Raw genomic sequence first — 18,271 nt, 5'->3', positions numbered from 1 at the left:
CGCCGGTACACCATGGCAGATTTCACCCTGGAGCAAGATCTCGAATTCGCTTTGGCCTTGGCCGAAAAGGTCGACAAGCTGACCTTGGCACGTTACGGCTCCAACGACCTGGTCGTCGAGTCCAAGCCGGATATGACTCCGGTGTCCGACGCGGACCGCGGCGCGGAACAGCTGATCCTGGCCGAATTGGCCGAGCACCGACCCGAGGATTCGGTCCTGGGCGAAGAATTCGGCGTGCACGGCAGCGGATCGCGGCGCTGGGTGATCGACCCGATCGACGGCACGAAGAACTTTGTGCGCCGGGTCCCGGTCTGGGCCACGCTTATCGCCCTGCTCGTGGACGACGAGCCTGTGCTCGGCGTCATATCCGCTCCGGCGCTGAGCCGCCGTTGGCATGCAGCGACCGGGCTGGGTGCCTATGTGAGCGAACCGGGCTCGGACGGTGCACAATCCATCCGGCAGATCTCGGTCTCCTCGGTCGCCGATCTGGCCGATTCCTCCCTGGCCTACGCCTCGCTGAACGGGTGGAAGGACGCTGGCAAGCTCGACGGATTCCTGGACCTGCTGGATACCGCCTGGCGCACCCGCGGCTACGGCGACTTCTACTCCTATGCGCTGCTGGCTGAAGGGGCCGTGGACGCGGCCTTCGAACCCGAGCTGGAACTCTACGACATGGCCGCGCTGGTTCCGGTCGTCCGCGAAGCTGGCGGGCGCTTCACCTCGGTGGCCGGCAAGGAAGGCTGCCATGGCGGCAATGCGCTGGCGACCAACGGCAAACTGCACGAAGCCATCCTCCCCTACCTGAACCGCTGATGCTGACCACCAGCGAAGAAGACTACCTCAAAGCGCTCTACACGCTCACCGAATGGGAAGATACCGAGGTGAGCACCGGGGCGCTGGCCGATCAGCTGGGCTTGTCCCCTGCCTCGGTGACCTCGATGATCCAGAAGCTCTCCGGCAAGGGCCTGGTCAACCATGTGCCGCGAAAGACCGTCGCGCTGAGCCCCAGCGGCCGTCGCGAAGCCCTGCGCATGGTGCGACGCCATCGCCTGCTGGAAACTTTCCTGCGCGACGAACTGGGCTACGGCTGGGACGAGGTGCACGATGAAGCCGAAGCCCTGGAGCATACCGTCAGCGACCGCTTCATCGATGCCCTGGATGCTCGGCTAGGCCACCCCCGCCACGATCCCCACGGCGATGCGATCCCCGCCGCCGATGGAAGCCTTCCGGTCTCCCAAGCAGTGCGCCTTGATCGCTATACCGGACAGAGGGCCATTATCGATCGCATCAGCGACGAAGACCCGGATTTCCTTCGCCGAGCAGCAGCCCAGGGTCTCGTGCCCGGCGCGTCGATCGAACTGCCATACCAGCTGGACTACATCGAGGCCTCGCTGATTTGGGTCCGTGGCTCTGGCTCAAAGTGAACCGCAAGATGCCCACCACACGATTCGCCCTGCGCCCGATCGAAGTGCTCTTGGTCTTCGTCGGCGGTTGCGCCGGGACCGCCAGCCGGCTGGCAGTCAGCCTCGCCCTGCCGCAACACGGATCGATACCGGTAGCGATTTTGCTCATCAACATCTCAGGCGCCTTCGCCCTGGGCTGGCTGCTCACTTCGCTTTCGGCCCGGGGACCCGAGACGCCGCGGCGCAAGAACCTGCGGTTGCTGCTTGGCACGGGATTCATGGGCGGCTTCACCACCTACAGCGCGCTGGCCACCGACGCCATGTTGTTGTTCGGCCAAGGTTCGGCCGCTGCCGCCCTCGCCTACGGACTGGGCACCGTCGTGCTCGGGGCTGTGGCGACCTGGTTCGGAATGCTGGCGGGTGCTAGGCGCACATCGTCATCTGGCGGTGCCAAATGATGGCTATGACCCTGGCGCTCTTTGTAGTCGTTGCGCTGTGCGGCGGACTGGGTGCGGTGCTGCGCTATGTCCTCGACTCATTCATCTCGTCGCGAATCAGCGGCATAGTTCCGTGGGGCACGTTCACGATTAATATTTCCGGCTCGCTGCTGCTCGGTTTCCTCACCGGCCTGCTGGCCATCACCGATATAGATAGCGCGTGGCTGCTTGCCATGGGCACCGGGTTGCTCGGTGGCTACACCACCTTCTCAACGGCCAGTTTTGATACCCTGCGCCTGCTGCGGGCCGGACACACCCTCGCCAGCCTGGTATACGCGCTCGGCACTTTAGCCGCTTCTGTCCTCGCGGCTTACGGCGGTTATCTGCTCGCTTCGCTGCTCTAGGCACGTAGCGAAGAATATTCCGACTCCCCTGCAAAAAGTAAAAGCCCAGCCTTTCGAGGCTGGGCTTTATTGCTAGCGGGCGGCTCGCCGTCCCTTGGGTGCTCCGGTAGCTTGGCGGTTGGGGGCAGGTTTGACCGGTTTCGGAGTGCGATCGTGCGGCACCACATAGCCGCCGGTAGCGAGAACCAAAATCGCGCTGATCCCCGTGAGCGACAGCATGGCAATCGCCCAGATTTGGGATTGGTCGTAAAAACTGTGGTCAACGCTGAGCCACAGTACGTAGGCACCGATCAAGTAGATGATGTGGATCAGCAGGACGCGAGTGCGCAAACGGAGCTTGACCACGGCCTTCGGCGAGAAGAAGAGCGACCAAATCACCAGCAATGGGATGACAACTACCAAAATAGCCAGAATCATTGGCCAAGGAATGAACGCGATTGCCGCGAGAGCGGCTGCAAAAAGCAGTCCTACCTCAAGCAGGAAGGCAACCACCGCGTAGATGCCCGAAAGGAACGGTGATACCCGCTGGGAGCCTTTTTTACCCATCGACTTTAATCTCACTCCAATTCCACGCTGTCCACCGACCAGTTATCTCCGGCTTTCATCTCAAGTCTATGTGTAAATCCTCAAAGCCGCGAATAGACTCGCGAAGTTCCACAAGTGTTTAGCGCCAGACAGGAGGTCTTTATCCATGGGGGCAGCGTGAGGCGTGGCGAATGATTTACAAACAAAAAAGCTCTGGAACCAGGCACAATGCCTGGTTCCAGAGCTTCAAAATGTGGAGATGGGGAGAATTGAACTCCCGTCCGATGTGGTGTTGCCAGGTCTTCTCCGGGCGCAGTTTGCTGCGGATTTTCTCTGCCCCAACCATCACGCAAACATGTGGTTGATCCGGGCACAGTTACCTAAATATGTACCCAACAGCGGTAACGACCGCTGGATACAGTGGCTATCTAAATGACGTTAGGATCAGAGGCGATAGCAACCTCTGGCTAACGGACTGTCTGGCTGCTTAGGCAGCGAGAGCGAAGTCAGTGCGCTTTGATTCGGCACTTATTGGTTTGCAAAGGGCGTTTACGAGATAACTTTGCGTCCTCGGCCCGCTTCATCTGTCGCGACTCACACCGTCGAAACCGATCATCCCCGTATTTTGTTGTCAGTCCCGGTTTCCCGGATGCAACCACGCCCGAAGGCGTGTCTATCAATCATAGCTCATTTGCCCGGTCTCCCCAAAGCAAGATGCGCCACAACCAAATCTCTGCGCTAGCGGCGGTTGCGCTCGCGCATGGCTCGCAATGCTTCGCGATTATCCTGCTGCTCTCGCAAGGTCTGGCGCTTGTCATACTCGCGCTTGCCTCGAGCAACGCCGATCTCGATTTTTGCCCGCCCCGACTTGAAGTACAAGCTCAGCGGAACAACGGTCAAGCCGGCTTCACCGATCTTGCGTTCGATCTTGAGCAGTTCTTGGCGGTGGAGCAAGAGCTTACGACGGCGACGTGCCGCATGATTGGTCCACGAGCCGTTGAGGTACTCCGGGATGTAGACGTTCTCGATATAAAGCTCACCACGGTAGAACTGGCCGAAGCCGTCAACGAGCGAAGCTTTGCCTTCGCGCAGCGACTTTACTTCGGTTCCAGTGAGGACCATGCCAGCTTCGAAGGTATCGAGGATTTCAAAATCGTGGCGCGCCTTGCGGTTGCTCGCGATCACCCGATCTTCTTGATTCTTCTTAGCCACGTTACTCCTTGCATGTCGCGTACGGATTCTCGCACGCAGACTACAAGTCTAGCGCTAGAGAAGTCCCAATGGGTTCACGGCCGTGCCGTTGACGACCGTTTCGAAGTGCAGGTGGCATCCAGTGGAGTTACCGGTAGTGCCAACGTAGCCAATAACCTGGCCCTGCTTCACGTGCTGCCCCACGCTAACGGCAACGCGCGACATATGGTGGTAACCGGTGGCCAAGGCCTTGCCCTTGACGACACCGTGGGAAATAAGAACCTTATTTCCGGAAGTACCGCCCCAACCGGCCATCCACACTTCACCGTCAGCTGCAGCCGTAATTGGCGCACCGCACTGGCCGCCGAAGCCCCAGTCGATTCCGGCGTGAACGTATCCGCCCTGTCCACCGTAGTCAATGGTTCCGGCAGGCGTTGGGCGCCACCCGAAGCTGGAGGTGAGATTGTTGCTGGTAGTCGGCTTTACCAAGCCCCAGGCGCTGGAACCATTGGAAGTGTTGACCTCAGGTTCCGCAGGGGTCGAAGGAACATAGGCCTTCTTCTTGTAGGCCTTCTTCTTTGCCGCAGCTTCCTCGGCCAGACGCTTCTGCTCGGCTTCGTATGCCGCCTTGCGCTTGGCTTCAGCTTCTGCCGCCTTGCGCTTGCGTTCAGCTTCTTCGCGCAGCAAACGTTCCTGGCGTTCCTTGATGTCAGCCTGAACCTGAGCGTATTCCTTCTGCTGCGAAGCCAGCTTGGCCTGAATCTGAGGCTTCTTGGCTTCGAGCTCAGCGCCAAGTTTTTCGGTGCTGGCAACCAGCGCGTCCAGTTCATTCTTCGCGTTCTGTGCCTGAGTCCGGGCTGCCTGCTCTTGAGCCAGCGCGTCCTCGGCTTGGGACTTGAGCGATGAGATTTCCTTCTCAACAGCATCAAGTCGAACCTTGTTGTTCTCGTTGTTCGCTTGCTCTTGCGCAAGATCGTTGTAGGTTGCGCTCTGCGATTCCATCGCACGATTCGCAAGGTCCAACCCGTCGGCGATCTCGGTGGCCGAATCCATATTCAGGATCATGTCCAGGCCACTAGAGACGCCGCCGCGCTTGTAGGCTTCCGATGCGATCGAAGCCATGGCTTCTTTTGCTTCGGAGATCTTCTTGGCATTCGCCTCGATTTCAGCTGCAACTTGATCGCGAGTGCCCTGGGCGGCGATCAGTCGGTCATTCAGGTCAGCGACAGCCGCTTGGGCATTGGCGACGCGGCTCTGCGCGTCAGCCAATGCCTGCTCTGCCGCAGGGACCTGTGCCTGCTGCTCACGCAGCTTCTGGTCTGTCGCCTGAATGTCGGCGTCCAGGAATTCCATGTCTTGCTCAAGGTTGTTGATGTTTCCCTCAACCTGAGCCTTCTTGTCATCCAGCTCGTCAGCAACGACTAGCCCAGCTGGCAACGTTAAAGCCAGTGCCATCGCGCCACCAAGGGTGGCGCGCAAGAACTTACTTCGCACTGCGTTGGACAGCATGTGGCTCCTTAGAGAGTTTCGTCGTGCTTCAGATAGGCCGAAGATAACGTTTCGGCTAAACCTTCAGGTAACGCTTCAACGTTACCACTGATGAAATTGTGGCCAAAACGATACCAATTATCAAGAGGACAGGCGCAACGAGCCAAACTTCACCCGTCGAAATGAAGGCAACGCCGACATTTTCGCTAGCGAGTTTGTCTTCAACGAGGAACTTGAGGAGCAGCCACAAAGTACCCGAAGCCAGCAATCCACCTATCAACGAAGCAATAACACCTTCAATAATAAATGGAAGCTGAATCGTCGCTTTTGAAGCTCCGACCAGTCTCATGATGGTTGTTTCCAAGCGTCGGTGCATTGCCGAGAGCTGGATAGTCGTGCCGGTAAGCAAGACGGCGCAAACAATCATGACGATGGCCACCACTGCGGCCGCAGCTGACGCCACCCGGACGAGTTGGAAGACCTTCTCAAGCAAGTCCCTCTGATCGATCACGGAATCCACACCGTCGACCGTCGAGAACGCTTCATTGATCACCGGATACTTTTCGGGATCTACCAGCGCAACTCGGAAAGACTCGGGCAGCTGGGCCGGAGTGATCTGGTCAACCAGGGATGAATTCTCGTACTGATCAAGGAAGTTCTTATACGCCTGGTCCTTCGACTCGTAGGCATATTCCTTGATGTAAGGGGCCAGCTGCTCAGACTTGAGAACCTTTTCGATGTTCTGTCGCTGCGCGTCGGTGACTTCGTTTCCACCACAATTCGGTGAGGTGCTGGTGTCGTCGCAGAGGTAGATCGCTACCTCCATGCGGTCATACCAGTAACCCTTCATCTGGTTGATCTGCAGCTGCAGAAGGATCGAAGCGCCAACGAACGTCAGCGATACGAAAGTCACCAGTACGACCGAAACGACCATGACGATATTCTGCCGAAGGCCTTTCGCCGCTTCGCGGAGAATAAATCCTAGTCTCACTGGTCCTCATCTTTCTGGTCCTCAGCAACCTGCGAATATTCGTCGTGCTCCACAGCGGAATCGCCCAAGAGGAGTTCTCGGGAACCATCCTGGTTCACCACGGTGGTCATTGGCGTGTACTGGCCTTCGATCTCATCGCGGATCACCTGTCCGCGCTGCAGTTCAATCACGCGATGACGATATTCGCTGACAAGTTCATGTGCATGCGTCGCCATCAAAACGGTGGTGCCGTTTTGATTGATGCGGTTCAGCACGTTCATGACTTCGATGCTGTTTTTTCGGTCGAGGTTACCGGTAGGCTCATCGGCCAACAGGATCGACGGCTTATTGACGATGGCACGTGCAATACCTACTCGCTGCTGTTCACCGCCCGACAGTTCAGTTGGCTTGCGGCGAGCCTTGTCTTCAAGTCCTACAAGCTTCAATGCGTCGGGAACACGTTCACGGATCTGTGCTCGCGAAGCACCAATGACTTCCATCGCGAAAGCCACGTTGTCAAAGACCGTGCGTTCGCGCAATAGCCGGAAATCCTGGAAGACGAACCCGATATCGCGACGCAGTTTTGGCACGCGTCGGCTCGGGATCCGGTTCAGGTTCTGCCCTGCAACGTAAACAGCTCCGTCGGTGGATCGCTTTTCACGGAGCACCAAACTCAGGAAGGTCGATTTTCCGGAACCGGATTCACCGACCAAAAAGGCGAATTCGCCGCGGCTGATCTCGATGTTTATATCGTCCAATGCAGCGTTCTGCTGTCTTGGCTCATAAACCATCGAGACGTTTTCGAATTTAATCATGTCTTCAATCGCTAGTCTTCGTCGGGGCGCGACCCACGAATACCTATCTCGAGATCAAACGTCAATAGATGCGCCAGTGTTCCAAACACTATCGGTGCAACCCGCCGAACCCGCCTAAATCCTAGGTGTGTTGCCATATTCATCTGATACGCACAGCCAGGAAAAATGGCAGAGATCTTGAATGACCTGATGTCTTTCGCTCTCCATGTAGAGCTTCGGTGATGATACTTACACTATTTGTGGCAAGTCCATCCAACTCGATAAGTATTCGCGAGATCTACTATTTGCTCGGGCGGCGCTGTCCTGCACGCCAGCGGATGCCGGCATCGATGAAATCATCGATTTCGCCGTCAAGCACCGCTTGAGTATTTCCAACTTCATGTTCGGTGCGCAGATCCTTAACCATCTGATACGGATTGAGCACGTACGAACGCATTTGATCGCCCCATGAGGCTTTCACATCACCGGCAAACTCTTTTTTCTGAGCATCTTCCTGTTCCTTTTTCAAGAGCAGGAGTCTGGATTGCAAAACACGAAGCGCGGCAGCTCGGTTCTGAATCTGCGACTTTTCATTCTGCATAGAAACAACAACACCCGTTGGGATATGTGTCATGCGAACTGCCGAGTCTGTCGTGTTAACGCTCTGTCCGCCAGGACCGGACGACCGAAACACGTCCACACGAATCTCAGATTCAGGGATTTCGATGCTGTCGGTCTGTTCAATCAAAGGGACGACTTCAACAGCGGCAAATGAAGTTTGGCGCCGCCCCTGGTTGTCAAAAGGAGAAATTCGCACGAGGCGGTGCGTTCCAGCTTCAACGGACAAAGTGCCAAATGCGTATGGCTCATCGATTTCAAAAGTAGCCGACTTCAGGCCAGCTTCTTCCGCGTACGAAGTGTCCATCACGGTCGCCTTGTAACCGCGCTTTTCGGCCCAACGCAGATACATGCGCATGAGCATCTCAGCAAAGTCCGCGGCATCGACGCCGCCGGCACCCGAGCGGATGGTCACCACGGCACCACGCGAATCAAATTCGCCGTTAAGCAAGGTGACAATTTCAAGATCGTCCAAGGCCTTGTGAATGCTGACGAGTTCTTTATCGGCTTCCTGCAACGTTTCGTCGTCGTCTTCGAGTTCAGCCAGCTCAACGAGTACTTCAAGATCATCAATACGGGTTTTGAGCTTAGTCAGCCGTTCGAGTTCCGACTGGCGGTAAGAAAGCTTGCTGGTGACAATTTGCGCAGCTGCGGGATCGTCCCAAAGATCAGGGGCGCCTGCTTCCTCAGAGAGCGTCGCAATGTCAGCCTTGATCTGATCGACATCGCTTACATCTTCAATTGCAGCGAAAGTTGAGCGCAGTGTGCGGATTTCAGCAGAGAAGTCAGTTTTTGCCATGGTCTTCTAAGACTACGTCATTTCGGTGGCAATCCCTGATTCCTCCGTTATCGGCTGAGTACCGTCTGAGCCGTGGAGTTCACTGTAATCGGAACCCCATTCGGAACAATCCAACCGACAATCGGCGGTTGAACGGATCCTGAAAGTTGAAGCGTGGCTCCCTGCCCGTCAGAGCGGATACTCACTGAAGAAATCCGTAAATTATCAATTCTGCCGGCAGCTCCAACATCGGACAGGTACCTGCTTACCGCTTGCTGGACCCTTTGTTGGTTCAATTCAATTCGGGGGTTTGGCCCATCGGCTACGAATTCAAACTCATCGACTGCAGCGACCACTGCTCCGTCGGCGATAGACAACAGTTGGCGTGCTTTCAGGTTGACTGCGCTAGCAGCTAAGACGACCGAAATCGTCAAGAGCGTTACGGCGCAGAGGCCGATAGCGAGTACCAAGGACTGTCCTTCATCCGAAGAGATCCGATTCTTTACGATCTTGCGCCTAGCCAAATTGATCAACCCTCTGAGATGCGGCTGCATCAACTGAAAATACCGAAGCTTCAAACATCTCAGAGACGAAGGGCAAGGGGACATCAAGCTCAACGGTGATCGTTGCAACGCTTCCCGGGCTCAGACACTCAGCGTCGCAGGAAATAGTGGTTGTCGCATCGGTATACCCAAAGTTGCTCATCGCACGGCTGACTGTTTCCCTTGCATTCAATTGGGCCTGAACTGGCGTATCGGAAATGGCAAAGACCTTCGCTGCTTGGTCGGCAGCGCCAACCACCGCATAGCTTCCAGCTTGCAGATGGCTGGCAGCAAGGATCAGGTAGACCATGGGAATTAGCAACACTGTTGCCGCAAATACAAACTCCACGATCGCACTTCCGTCTTCGTCGCGTGCTGTTTTGCGCAGGAACGCCGAAATCGCCTGTCGTAAATCAGCCATATTTCACCGCTTCGCCTTGCACATGGAGATCCCAGCCGTTCGGTAGCAATCCGATCAGGGGCACTCGCGTATCAACCGATACTGTAATTACCTGGTTCTCGCCGATTTGTGCGGTTTGAACACCGACGTTGCCAGCAAAACCTGCATGCAAGCTCTCTGCGATCAAGCGTTGAGTTCTGTCTTGGGCGTCAGCGCTTGACCGATTCGCCAAGGCACCATAGTGAGCACCATTGGAAGCAGCATCGATCAACGTATTACGCACATGCAGAACGAGTGCGAGTTGGATCAGCGTCATCGCAATGAGGACCAACAACGTCGTGATCATGACAAATTCTGCAACGGCAGATCCTTGGGAATCTCCCACTAGCCGTCGCAGAAATCGCGGTTTACTCCGGAACACGACGTAACGCATCATCGACTGCTAGCCCAGGCCCGAGACCCGATCAATGGCTTGATTGAATAGATCCTGAAGTCGTGGACCCGCAATAGCCAGCAAAGCTGCCACAAGGACCGCTGACATCAGGGTGATCATGACCCAACCAGGCACATCACCTCTGCTGTCCACGAGTTTCGGCGATACTTTCGCCCACATTCTTCTGATGAACGATGCCCCTCTTAAGAAGAAGACCAATAAGAATTCTTGAATGCTATACATGACTTTCCTTCCAGTGGTTCGTTGATTTAAGTTGCGCTTGATCTCGTTGTTCTTTCCTATCAATAGCTCATCTCCAATAGCGCTAATCCTGGGAATACGGCAAACACGATGGTCAACGGAAGGATGCCAAAAACAACCGGAACCAACATCAGGATCTCCCGTTTTCCGGCAACCTCCATGAGTTCGCGTTTTGATGCATCACGAACGTCTTGCGCCTGATCGCGCAATACCTGAGCAAGAGGAGTTCCACGTTCCGTGGCTACGACAATTGCGTCGACGAATCTGGCGATTGTTCCAACCTGCATGCGATCCGACATATTCTGCATCGCTTGAACCATCGGCGTTCCGGCATGGATGTCGTTAAGGGTCTTCACGAATTCGTCGCCTATCACTCCATGACAGATACGAGAGATTCGCTCAATCGCCCCAGTGGTGGACTCCCCCGCGCCAACAGTCAGTGCGAGGACTTCTGCGACGGTTGGAAATTGGGTCAATATCTTGCGAGCTCTACGATGGATTTGCTCCCCGAGCCACCAACCCCGCAACGCGTACCCCAACACCCCACAGCAAATAACCACGAGGATCGAAAAGACGACCGACAAGTTATATTGCATAGCCGCGAGTGCTGTGCACACGGATCCTGCAACCACGCCCGCCAAGGCACAAATGATTTCCTGTGACCGATAGTCGATCAAGCTGATATCAAGGCCCGCGGCATTGAGCCTTTTCTTGAGGATGTCATTTGAAGGGCTGTGATTTGTGGCGAATTTACGGATCTGCAGAATCACCGGTGACGCAAGTTGACCCAGAGCGGAGTGTCCCGACTCCGAATGCCAGGAGTCCTCAAGCATCCGAGAGCTCCTAACACCTACGCGAACGTGTGGGGCAATTCGCTCTGCGAACGCCATCTGTCTCCATCCGGGAAGATTACTCAGAATGATCCATATCCCAAGGCCAAATCCGAGTCCGCACAGTGCCGCCCACGACGTAAAAGAATTCATGACAGTACCCTGTCTTCAACAGGAAGCGTGCCAAGCCTGAGCATAATCCGGTAACAGACAATGGAAATTCCCACACCCACGCCCAGAACAATGACCCCTCCGGCAGTCATGTACGCGTCTTTTGCCGCTTCCTGAGTTCCCAAGATCAAAAGCAGGATCCAAGGTGCAGCCACGGCTAGTCGCGCGGCAGATACGATCCACGATTGCCTTGCAGCTAATTCACCTCGCGTGCGAACGTCGTCACGTAAGAATGCGGAAAGAGTTGTTAAGGTCTGTCCCAGGTCTGTGCCGCCAACTTCGCGAGTGATTCGAAGAGTGGTGAGAATCTTGTCAGCCACCGGGTCCGCCAACCGCTCGCCCAGCTGATCCAGCGCAACGCTAAAATTCGCTGTGGCCCGATAATCCAATGCGAAATCACCGAATTGGGGCCTGAGCAATTGCGGGCCAACAGTTGCTAGTTGTCCCAAAGCTTCAGGCAACGATAGTCCGGCACGGATGGCGCTTCTGAGATGGTCGACAACTTCAGGCCATTGTTCTTGTAATGCGGCCCGCCGCTTGGAAGCTTGGTGCCGGATGAATGCCCATGGAGCGAAAATGCCGAAACTGAAAAACAACAGCGCAAAGAGCCATGCTCCGGTAAGCCCCAAGGTCAATAGTCCCGAAACCAATCCACATACCAAACAGATCATCACGAACTTGGTTGGTGACACACTCGTCATTCCCGCTTGAAGAAGGGCTGTTTTGATCATTGACTTCCGTTTTGGTGCTCGCACCCACGGAGCGAAGAGCAGCCAATCAACCAATATGGCTAGCCCGAGACCTCCAAGCAGCGCAAAGAAAGCGATCATGATTGCACCGCCATTAGCTCCGCGATATTGATTCCGGACAGTTCGAACTTTTCGTGTTCCCAATCAGCACCTTGCGAAGCGATTAGTACTCCGTCTCGTCTTTCAAACAAGGTCGAGGACTCAATTTGCCCGGCTTCCACGCGATTCCGGATGCTCAGGATTTCATTGACGTATCGGTGTCCGCTTGGGCTTCGGACACAGTGAACGACCAAATCAATGCATGCAGCAACAGTTTTGATGGTGAAGTCGCTCGTTATATTCGGCCCCGCGAGCAAAGGCAAAGTGCAAATCTTCGTTATCGCATCCCGTGCTGAATTCGCGTGGAGGGTACACAGTCCTGAAATACCGGAATTCAAGGCGATGAGCATGTCGAGCGATTCAGCTTCTCGGACCTCCCCCACAATGATCCGATCGGGTCTCATTCGAAGCGCCTCTTTCACAAGGCGACGCATCGAAATTTCGCCAGTTCCTTCAAGGTTTGCCAATCGCGTCTGCATGGCAACTACATCGCGCAGGGACAGATTAAGTTCAAAAATTTCCTCGATGGTGATGATGCGCTCACGCGGGCCAATTGAAGAAGCCAAACAATTAAGCATAGTTGTTTTGCCAGCTTGAGTCGGGCCCGTGACGATCACATTGAGGCCCGCATTAATGGCCGTAGACAAGTACAACGCCGCCGGCCGGCTCAGAGAATCTAGTTCCACCAAGTCGTCTAGTTTTCCGGCCCTGGCGATGAACTTGCGAATGTTCACGGCCCAATGTTCGTGTGTGATGTCAGGGATGACAACATGTAGACGGGATCCGTCCGGAAGCTGGCAATCTACGAATGGTTGGGAAAGATCCAGCCGTCGGCCCGAAGATTTGAGCATGCGTTCAACTAACGTCGCGATCTCTGACGATTCCATGCGAATGTGGGTCAGCTGGCTCTGCCCACCTCGGGCGCAAAAAACCTGATGTGGAGCGTTGATCCAAATTTCCTCGACCGTCGGATCATCGAGTAGTGGCTGAAGAGCGCCAAAGCCAGCAACGTTGTCGAAAATCGTTTGACGGGCCGCATCGAGCGATCCAAGTGAAGGTACTGCGCCAAGCAGTGCACGCTCGTCATAGTCCCTGATGACTTCTTCGATCAATGACTTGATCATCGTAGGCTGTTTGGCCGGATCGAGTCCGCGCCTTCTCACCAGCTCACGAACTTCGTCTTCAACGATGGACAGTGCTTCCACAACGAGCTCCTGTGGTTCTTCGTATCAAAGAATCCCGAAGTCGGGGACCATCGGCGAGCGCATCGTCGGTGCAGCATTCAAGTTCGTATGACAAGGGATGCTATAGGCACTTCGGCAAGCTTTCAAGAGCTTTCCCTGTTGTGGATAACCGAAGATTCATTCTCCACAGGCTGTCTTTTAGTTATGCAAGAAGGTTGATTAGCAGGCTTTGATTGCTCTCATACTGTTCGTCACTTTTGATCAGGATTCTCCATGGCCCGCTACGAAATTCTCTTGATATCCCAAAATTTCCAGCATCCACGTCAATTTGAGCTGGCGTCCAGTGGGAGATTGACTGGTGAAAAATTGGCTTCCATTCTCCGGTGCTCATTTCCAAATGAACGGTGGTACGTCGAACAAGAGAATCTCAAGAGTCTTGGAACCCTCGCGTCAGATCAGAGATTGGTCCTGAGCGACATACCGCGGATACCTCCCAAACCTATGGCCGCTACGTCAGTGCTCAAGCTCTACGTGATCAGCGGCCCAGATTCCGGTGCTTGGATATCCATGACGCACGGAGAGCAGTCCATTGGCCGTAGTGCCCCGCTGTGGCTTGAGGATCCACTAATTTCACGTTGCCACGCAATCTTGAGTGTTTCGGCTCGGCGGATACGGATAGTGGCGACTGCCAACCATCAATTGTTTCGTGAGGACGGCACTGCTTGCAGCTCGATGGACTTGGCTTCAGGGTCCCGATTTCGCCTGGGGAATACGACATTCGCAGTGGGAGACCCCGTTGCCTTGGAATCTAAAACGAGGATCATGGCTGACGATTTAGAAGTCCTGCTCCCGCCACGGCCTGAAATGAGCAGATTGGTGATGCTCATGCTGGCCGCACTCGTACCGATTCTTACCGGAATCCTCCTAGCAGTCCTGATGGGAACGATGCTTTTTCTGATCATTAGTGGAGTTTCCGCCCTGATGGGTTTGGTCCCGGCATGCCAGATCGTGGCAGAGTTCAGACATTGGAACCGGTCCATGTCCACGCAACGCAGCATGGCTGTCGAAGCCAGGTCCCGATATGCTCCCCCGTTGGGGCATGCCATTGTGGCAGGGCTGGATGCGATAACTCTCGGCATCAGTTCTCTACAGGTTCCTCCCCTAGTTTGGGGCGACGGCCAATGGTCACCGCAAGCTTCCGCATCGGATCAGCCTCAGCACCCCCACAAAACTTGGCCAAAGCTTAAGAAGAAAAAGCTGGATACCCCGTGGCAAGGTCCTGTCTTTGCTCCCGCTGCACCTGGCGTTTGGCAACTGGTCGGATGCCAAGGGCAAGACATGGGAGAAATCCTCGCTGGAGTACTGGCGCGATTCTTGCCGCACATCGCGGCGAACAGGCTTTCGCTCGTGATCGATCCAGCTATTCATTGTTTGCCGGCGTCCTTGCTCCTACTGCGGAATGCCACGGCGACCACGCTTATGCCTCCGTCACCCGAGCACAATTTCCTGGGCGGCGACAAGCCAACGCTCAAGACCATCTATCTGACAACAAGTCCGACTGGACCGTTGCCCGATACGCTCGTTGTCGGATTGGGACCAGCGCTCTGGGCGACCTCAGAGCATTGGATAGTGCTCGATTCCTTGGCATCCCATATGCCAGATCAGCGCTTCTCTATCACAGCGCTGCAAAAATTGAGCTTGACGCGTTTTGACCGCATAGTCCAACGGTTCATATCCATTACACCAACGGACAAATCAAACTCGATACGACAGCTCATTGAACCGGGCAATCGAATTCAAGCTGTTATTGGGGTCAGCAAATCCGGTGACGAAGTTTCAGTAGATTTCGATGCAGATGGACCGCACATGTTGATTTGCGGAACGACTGGCTCTGGAAAATCTGAGGCGCTGCGTCGCATCGTCGCCGACCTCTCCTTCCAGTTTTCACCAGAGCAATTGGCGTTCGCATTGATCGACTTCAAAGGTGGCGCAGGACTATCGGTTTTCGAGCATCTTCCTCACGTCCAACTCTTCGCCAGCGATTTAGACAACTCCTGCGCACAACGCACGCTTGAACAGCTCGAATTCGAGGTCCGCCGAAGGGAAGCGATGCTTGCTGACAACGGTTGTAGCGATCTCAGCGAGTACCGATTACTTACTTCACCGCCGCAGCCGATGCCTAGGCTTGTCGTGGTTGTCGATGAGTTTCGGGTATTTATCGAAACCCTGCCAACAGCCGGACAACGAATCGACCGACTGGCAGCGGTGGGACGGGCATTAGGGATCCACTTGATACTCAGTACACAACGTCCGGCTGGCACTCTCACCGGCCAAACACGCGCCAATATCAATGCGGTTATCGCACTGCGGGTTAATGACCCTAGCGAGTCTGTTGAACTCGTTGGCTCAACTGCGGCGACTTTGCTGGATCGCCCCGGACTGGCGATTATCAGAAGTTCAGCAAGGCCTACAGAGCATTTCCAATTTCATCTCGCAGCGGAGCCTGATATCAAAGGAGAGATTCTTGAGCGCAACCGCAACGACATATCTTTATCCAAATTCGCCACGTTCGGTCCTACGTCTGAACGCTTCGACCCGGATCCGCTTAAGGAACTAGTTGAATCGGTGGCCTCGCGCTGGCGTTCTGCGCCCGCATGCGAATCCGGATTCGCTCCGCCGCTTCCCCCAAGCATCTACGACGTTCCCATCCCGACAGATTGGAGGGACCGGAAGGAAGGTGCAATTTTCTGCGGTGTGCGCGATAACTTAGCTGGCGGAACGCTAGAACCATTGCTCATCAACACGCCGGGGAGGCGTTCCCTGCTTATCTGCGGATTGCCAGAAGCCGGTGCTCGAATGGCCTTTGAACACATGGTTTCACTCCCCCGTAAAGTTTTGTGTTTTGGACCTTCACCGGTCCAAGACGCAAATCAATATGGGAATCTCAAAGTCGTGACAGGGGAAGACCCCTACGAATTTTTGGATGCTCTGGACTTCCTGGAAACAGGGCCGAAAGACGAATCCCTGGTCATCATGATTCATTCCTTGGCGCAGCTGCAATCGAGCCTACCGCCTCAACATTTTCAACGCTTTGACGAAGCGGTGGGGTCCTTATTGCGGCTCGGCAACTCGCGGGGCCCGTTTATTGTTTGCGCTGTTGATCGTGATCAGAACTGCCTGAAGTCAAGTGGCCTGTTCACGACCCAGTGGTATTTCCCGCTCAATGCCACAGAGTCACTGAGAATGATCTGGCCCAAAATTCCCGCCTGCTCGCCCATTCCAGGCAGAGGAGTGATACTGAATTCGGATCATTCAGCCCAGGTTTTCCAACTTGCTCCGGCCCGGGCCGAGCGCCTCAGGGACGGTGCCTGGATTGATACCAGTTTGAACCCCGGTTCAGCGTTTCCGATATCCGATGACGAGACTGAGTTTCTTGGCTCCAGCCCATTTACCGGCAGCCCCGTCGCCCTACCCCATCAGGCTCGCTTCATCATGATTTGTCCCGATGACAAAGAGCGGTTGGCGTTGTCTTCCTCGTTGGCCAAACGCTGGAAGGCCGCACATTCAAACGGCATCGAGGACTTTGCAGCCGCACTTGATGACTATGATTCTGGGAGAAAGATGCGTCCGCACCTCATTTGCGTCAATTTAGACAGCACTGCAGATCCACGACTACTGGCTAATCTGGAACGGCTCAAGGCCTCGAATATGCGTTTGGTACTTTTTACGCCGCCTACGGTACGGCTCGCCTATGAACTCGGTCTACCGTCCGTCACTATAGACGACCGGGAAATCGCAATTGTCGAGGCAGAGCATTCTCAGGACACGCAACCAATGCAGTGGCCAGCTCTACACCAAGACCCCCAGAGAACAAGTCGGCCCTACTGGCGTGCCGTCGTCGCTCGCTACGGTCAACCCCGCATGGTGCTCGTTCCCCGAGAGCCTTGAAGCTGGCAACTACTGCGCGGGACGATCCCCTAAGAAGGCCGTGGTTTTCGGAGCGAAGAGCAGGACAATGCTCGCGCCGGCGACCAGGATCGAAACCACTGCCCCAATCTTGACCATGGCGATATCGGAGCTAAGGAACGAGACTGACAAGATGAGTTGGAACAATTGCCAGACGATGATTGGTGCCCGGGTAAAGGCTTTGCCCTTGAAGAAGTTAATAGCCACGGAACCTTGCCAGATAGCAAGCAATAGGCAGAGCACCAGCATGAAGATTTGCCCGCCGACATTGACTACGCCACTACTCGAAAGGTTTCCCAGGTAGCTGATGGCGTATCCCAGTACTGCCAGCGCTTCGAGCATGACTAATACAGCTACGATGACAACACTGATTGGTCGGGGCATATTACTTTGTTGGTGGCTCACGTCAACAATCTTCGTCGACGTCTGGCAGGAACTCAAACTGCCATGAGCGCCCTCGCTGTAGTCGAGGCCACACCAATAGGTACTAGCGGACTTGCCTGCCAAATGCCATGTGAGAAAGCACTCAGGCATTCAGCAACATTTCGCTATCATGACTCTTGTTTACTTCCTCGTAACATGAAAACCTTATGTGGTCGGTTAAACGAGGAGCCCAATCGGTCCTCACCGAAGATCAGAAGAGCCAATCGGTAACCGTTGGGTAATCAGGATTTAATTTCATTCCTAATTAGTTGTTACCCCTCCGTTGCTTGCCGTTGGCCCTTCAGACCCCTCTCAGATTTCAAGGAGCATCAATAAGCATGGATTGGCGTAGCCGCGCGGCGTGTCTGGAAAAGGATCCGGAACTGTTTTTCCCAGTGGGAAACACCGGTCCGGCCCTATTGCAGATCGAAGAGGCCAAGAGCGTCTGCCGTCGATGTGAAGTAACCGAAACTTGCTTGCAGTGGGCTATTGAGTCCGGTCAGGATGCAGGCGTATGGGGCGGCATGAGCGAAGATGAGCGTCGCGCTTTGAAGCGCCGCGCTGCACGTGCTCGTCGCGCTTCATAAATATGCGCTCGAGGTAAA

Annotated in this window: 19 protein-coding genes, 1 other RNA gene and 1 pseudogene; 7 read left to right on the top strand and 14 right to left on the bottom strand. The window is 55.1% G+C overall.

The features are described 5' to 3' along the window. Positions 1-12 precede the first annotated feature (12 nt). The 4 genes from D3791_RS14240 to crcB are packed head-to-tail and all read left to right on the top strand — an operon-like array spanning position 13 to position 2,244. Positions 13-813 carry an inositol monophosphatase family protein gene (locus D3791_RS14240; protein WP_022876847.1) on the top strand — a complete coding sequence of 267 codons (801 nt, stop codon included), beginning with the start codon at positions 13-15 and terminating at the stop codon, positions 811-813. Next, positions 813-1,424: a metal-dependent transcriptional regulator gene (locus D3791_RS14235; protein WP_172512575.1), complete on the top strand. Its 612-nt coding sequence runs from the start codon at positions 813-815 to the stop codon at positions 1,422-1,424. Before D3791_RS14240 ends, D3791_RS14235 begins: the two co-directional genes overlap by 1 nt. Before the next feature lie 8 nt (positions 1,425-1,432). Further along, positions 1,433-1,861 (top strand): fluoride efflux transporter FluC, encoded by a 429-nt coding sequence (locus D3791_RS14230; RefSeq protein WP_061952561.1) that lies wholly within the window; start codon positions 1,433-1,435, stop codon positions 1,859-1,861. Beyond that, complete coding sequence (crcB, locus tag D3791_RS14225; RefSeq protein ID WP_343034499.1) at positions 1,858-2,244, top strand: fluoride efflux transporter CrcB; 387 nt, start codon at positions 1,858-1,860, stop codon at positions 2,242-2,244. The genes D3791_RS14230 and crcB overlap by 4 nt, the downstream gene beginning before the upstream one ends. Positions 2,245-2,316: 72 nt before the next feature. Here crcB and D3791_RS14220 read toward each other — a convergent pair whose 3' ends face one another. From D3791_RS14220 to D3791_RS14160, 13 genes are all read right to left on the bottom strand, one after another. After that, positions 2,317-2,790: a DUF2568 domain-containing protein gene (locus tag D3791_RS14220; RefSeq protein ID WP_022876843.1), complete on the bottom strand. Its 474-nt coding sequence runs from the start codon at positions 2,788-2,790 to the stop codon at positions 2,317-2,319. A 230-nt stretch (positions 2,791-3,020) separates the two neighbouring features. Then, positions 3,021-3,389, bottom strand: a transfer-messenger RNA (tmRNA) gene (ssrA, locus tag D3791_RS14215). 118 nt (positions 3,390-3,507) lie between these two features. Next, positions 3,508-3,981, bottom strand: coding sequence for an SsrA-binding protein SmpB (smpB, locus tag D3791_RS14210; protein WP_022876842.1), 474 nt, complete (start codon positions 3,979-3,981; stop codon positions 3,508-3,510). 54 nt (positions 3,982-4,035) lie between these two features. Further along, the gene (locus D3791_RS14205; protein WP_022876841.1) at positions 4,036-5,469 is read right to left on the bottom strand and encodes a M23 family metallopeptidase; all 1,434 of its coding nucleotides are present in this window, start codon (positions 5,467-5,469) and stop codon (positions 4,036-4,038) included. 55 nt (positions 5,470-5,524) lie between these two features. Beyond that, positions 5,525-6,439 (bottom strand): permease-like cell division protein FtsX, encoded by a 915-nt coding sequence (gene ftsX, locus D3791_RS14200; protein ID WP_022876840.1) that lies wholly within the window; start codon positions 6,437-6,439, stop codon positions 5,525-5,527. Continuing rightward, positions 6,436-7,233 (bottom strand): cell division ATP-binding protein FtsE, encoded by a 798-nt coding sequence (gene ftsE / locus D3791_RS14195; RefSeq protein ID WP_022876839.1) that lies wholly within the window; start codon positions 7,231-7,233, stop codon positions 6,436-6,438. The genes ftsX and ftsE overlap by 4 nt, the downstream gene beginning before the upstream one ends. A 280-nt stretch (positions 7,234-7,513) precedes the next feature. Next, complete coding sequence (prfB, locus tag D3791_RS14190) at positions 7,514-8,629, bottom strand: peptide chain release factor 2 (protein ID WP_022876838.1); 1,116 nt, start codon at positions 8,627-8,629, stop codon at positions 7,514-7,516. 495 nt (positions 8,630-9,124) lie between these two features. Continuing rightward, entirely contained in the window at positions 9,125-9,571 is a 447-nt protein-coding gene (locus D3791_RS14185; RefSeq protein ID WP_172512574.1) for a TadE/TadG family type IV pilus assembly protein, read from the bottom strand. Beyond that, on the bottom strand, positions 9,564-9,983 hold the full coding sequence (locus tag D3791_RS14180) for a TadE/TadG family type IV pilus assembly protein (RefSeq protein WP_172512985.1): 420 nt from the start codon (positions 9,981-9,983) through the stop codon (positions 9,564-9,566). Before D3791_RS14180 ends, D3791_RS14185 begins: the two co-directional genes overlap by 8 nt. A gap of 9 nt (positions 9,984-9,992) precedes the next feature. Beyond that, positions 9,993-10,226, bottom strand: coding sequence for a hypothetical protein (locus D3791_RS14175; RefSeq protein WP_152485579.1), 234 nt, complete (start codon positions 10,224-10,226; stop codon positions 9,993-9,995). A 59-nt stretch (positions 10,227-10,285) separates the two neighbouring features. Continuing rightward, a complete protein-coding gene (locus D3791_RS14170) occupies positions 10,286-11,077 on the bottom strand; it encodes a type II secretion system F family protein (protein ID WP_246242138.1) in 792 nt (263 codons plus the stop codon). A 146-nt stretch (positions 11,078-11,223) separates the two neighbouring features. Beyond that, on the bottom strand, positions 11,224-12,075 hold the full coding sequence (locus tag D3791_RS14165) for a type II secretion system F family protein (protein WP_172512573.1): 852 nt from the start codon (positions 12,073-12,075) through the stop codon (positions 11,224-11,226). Next, positions 12,072-13,298, bottom strand: a complete 1,227-nt coding sequence (locus D3791_RS14160; protein WP_022876831.1) for a TadA family conjugal transfer-associated ATPase — start codon at positions 13,296-13,298, stop codon at positions 12,072-12,074. Before D3791_RS14160 ends, D3791_RS14165 begins: the two co-directional genes overlap by 4 nt. A 252-nt stretch (positions 13,299-13,550) precedes the next feature. Between D3791_RS14160 and D3791_RS16935 the strand changes: the two are divergent. Continuing rightward, positions 13,551-14,054, top strand: a pseudogene (locus D3791_RS16935) (FHA domain-containing protein); the annotation flags it as partial. A 45-nt stretch (positions 14,055-14,099) separates the two neighbouring features. Then, positions 14,100-17,225 carry an FtsK/SpoIIIE domain-containing protein gene (locus D3791_RS14155; protein ID WP_246242127.1) on the top strand — a complete coding sequence of 1,042 codons (3,126 nt, stop codon included), beginning with the start codon at positions 14,100-14,102 and terminating at the stop codon, positions 17,223-17,225. A gap of 9 nt (positions 17,226-17,234) precedes the next feature. Here the strand turns inward: D3791_RS14155 and D3791_RS14150 are convergent, their stop codons facing one another. Then, complete coding sequence (locus D3791_RS14150) at positions 17,235-17,627, bottom strand: hypothetical protein (RefSeq protein ID WP_172512571.1); 393 nt, start codon at positions 17,625-17,627, stop codon at positions 17,235-17,237. A gap of 377 nt (positions 17,628-18,004) precedes the next feature. Here D3791_RS14150 and D3791_RS14145 point away from each other — a divergent pair, with 377 nt between their 5' ends. Continuing rightward, positions 18,005-18,253, top strand: a complete 249-nt coding sequence (locus D3791_RS14145) for a WhiB family transcriptional regulator (RefSeq protein ID WP_013348560.1) — start codon at positions 18,005-18,007, stop codon at positions 18,251-18,253. The last annotated feature ends 18 nt before the right edge of the window (positions 18,254-18,271 follow it).

This window comes from Glutamicibacter mishrai, from assembly GCF_012221945.1.
Taxonomy (GTDB): domain Bacteria; phylum Actinomycetota; class Actinomycetes; order Actinomycetales; family Micrococcaceae; genus Glutamicibacter; species Glutamicibacter mishrai.
Note: the sequence above shows the minus strand (reverse complement) of the source record. Positions and strands in the feature narration are given on the sequence as shown.

Excerpts from the sequence above, each read along its gene's own strand:
- D3791_RS14240 (WP_022876847.1), top strand. The coding sequence starts at position 13 with ATGGCAGATTTCACCCTGGAGCAAGATCTCGAATTCGCTTTGGCCTTG.
- D3791_RS14235 (WP_172512575.1), top strand. The coding sequence starts at position 813 with ATGCTGACCACCAGCGAAGAAGACTACCTCAAAGCGCTCTACACGCTC.
- D3791_RS14230 (WP_061952561.1), top strand. The coding sequence starts at position 1,433 with ATGCCCACCACACGATTCGCCCTGCGCCCGATCGAAGTGCTCTTGGTC.
- crcB (WP_343034499.1), top strand. The coding sequence starts at position 1,858 with ATGATGGCTATGACCCTGGCGCTCTTTGTAGTCGTTGCGCTGTGCGGC.
- D3791_RS14220 (WP_022876843.1), bottom strand. The coding sequence starts at position 2,790 with ATGGGTAAAAAAGGCTCCCAGCGGGTATCACCGTTCCTTTCGGGCATC.
- D3791_RS14205 (WP_022876841.1), bottom strand. The coding sequence starts at position 5,469 with ATGCTGTCCAACGCAGTGCGAAGTAAGTTCTTGCGCGCCACCCTTGGT.
- ftsE (WP_022876839.1), bottom strand. The coding sequence starts at position 7,233 with ATGATTAAATTCGAAAACGTCTCGATGGTTTATGAGCCAAGACAGCAG.
- prfB (WP_022876838.1), bottom strand. The coding sequence starts at position 8,629 with ATGGCAAAAACTGACTTCTCTGCTGAAATCCGCACACTGCGCTCAACT.
- D3791_RS14185 (WP_172512574.1), bottom strand. The coding sequence starts at position 9,571 with ATGGCTGATTTACGACAGGCGATTTCGGCGTTCCTGCGCAAAACAGCA.
- D3791_RS14180 (WP_172512985.1), bottom strand. The coding sequence starts at position 9,983 with ATGCGTTACGTCGTGTTCCGGAGTAAACCGCGATTTCTGCGACGGCTA.
- D3791_RS14175 (WP_152485579.1), bottom strand. The coding sequence starts at position 10,226 with ATGTATAGCATTCAAGAATTCTTATTGGTCTTCTTCTTAAGAGGGGCA.
- D3791_RS14170 (WP_246242138.1), bottom strand. The coding sequence starts at position 11,077 with ATGCTTGAGGACTCCTGGCATTCGGAGTCGGGACACTCCGCTCTGGGT.
- D3791_RS14165 (WP_172512573.1), bottom strand. The coding sequence starts at position 12,075 with ATGATCGCTTTCTTTGCGCTGCTTGGAGGTCTCGGGCTAGCCATATTG.
- D3791_RS14155 (WP_246242127.1), top strand. The coding sequence starts at position 14,100 with ATGGCTGACGATTTAGAAGTCCTGCTCCCGCCACGGCCTGAAATGAGC.
- D3791_RS14150 (WP_172512571.1), bottom strand. The coding sequence starts at position 17,627 with ATGCCCCGACCAATCAGTGTTGTCATCGTAGCTGTATTAGTCATGCTC.
- D3791_RS14145 (WP_013348560.1), top strand. The coding sequence starts at position 18,005 with ATGGATTGGCGTAGCCGCGCGGCGTGTCTGGAAAAGGATCCGGAACTG.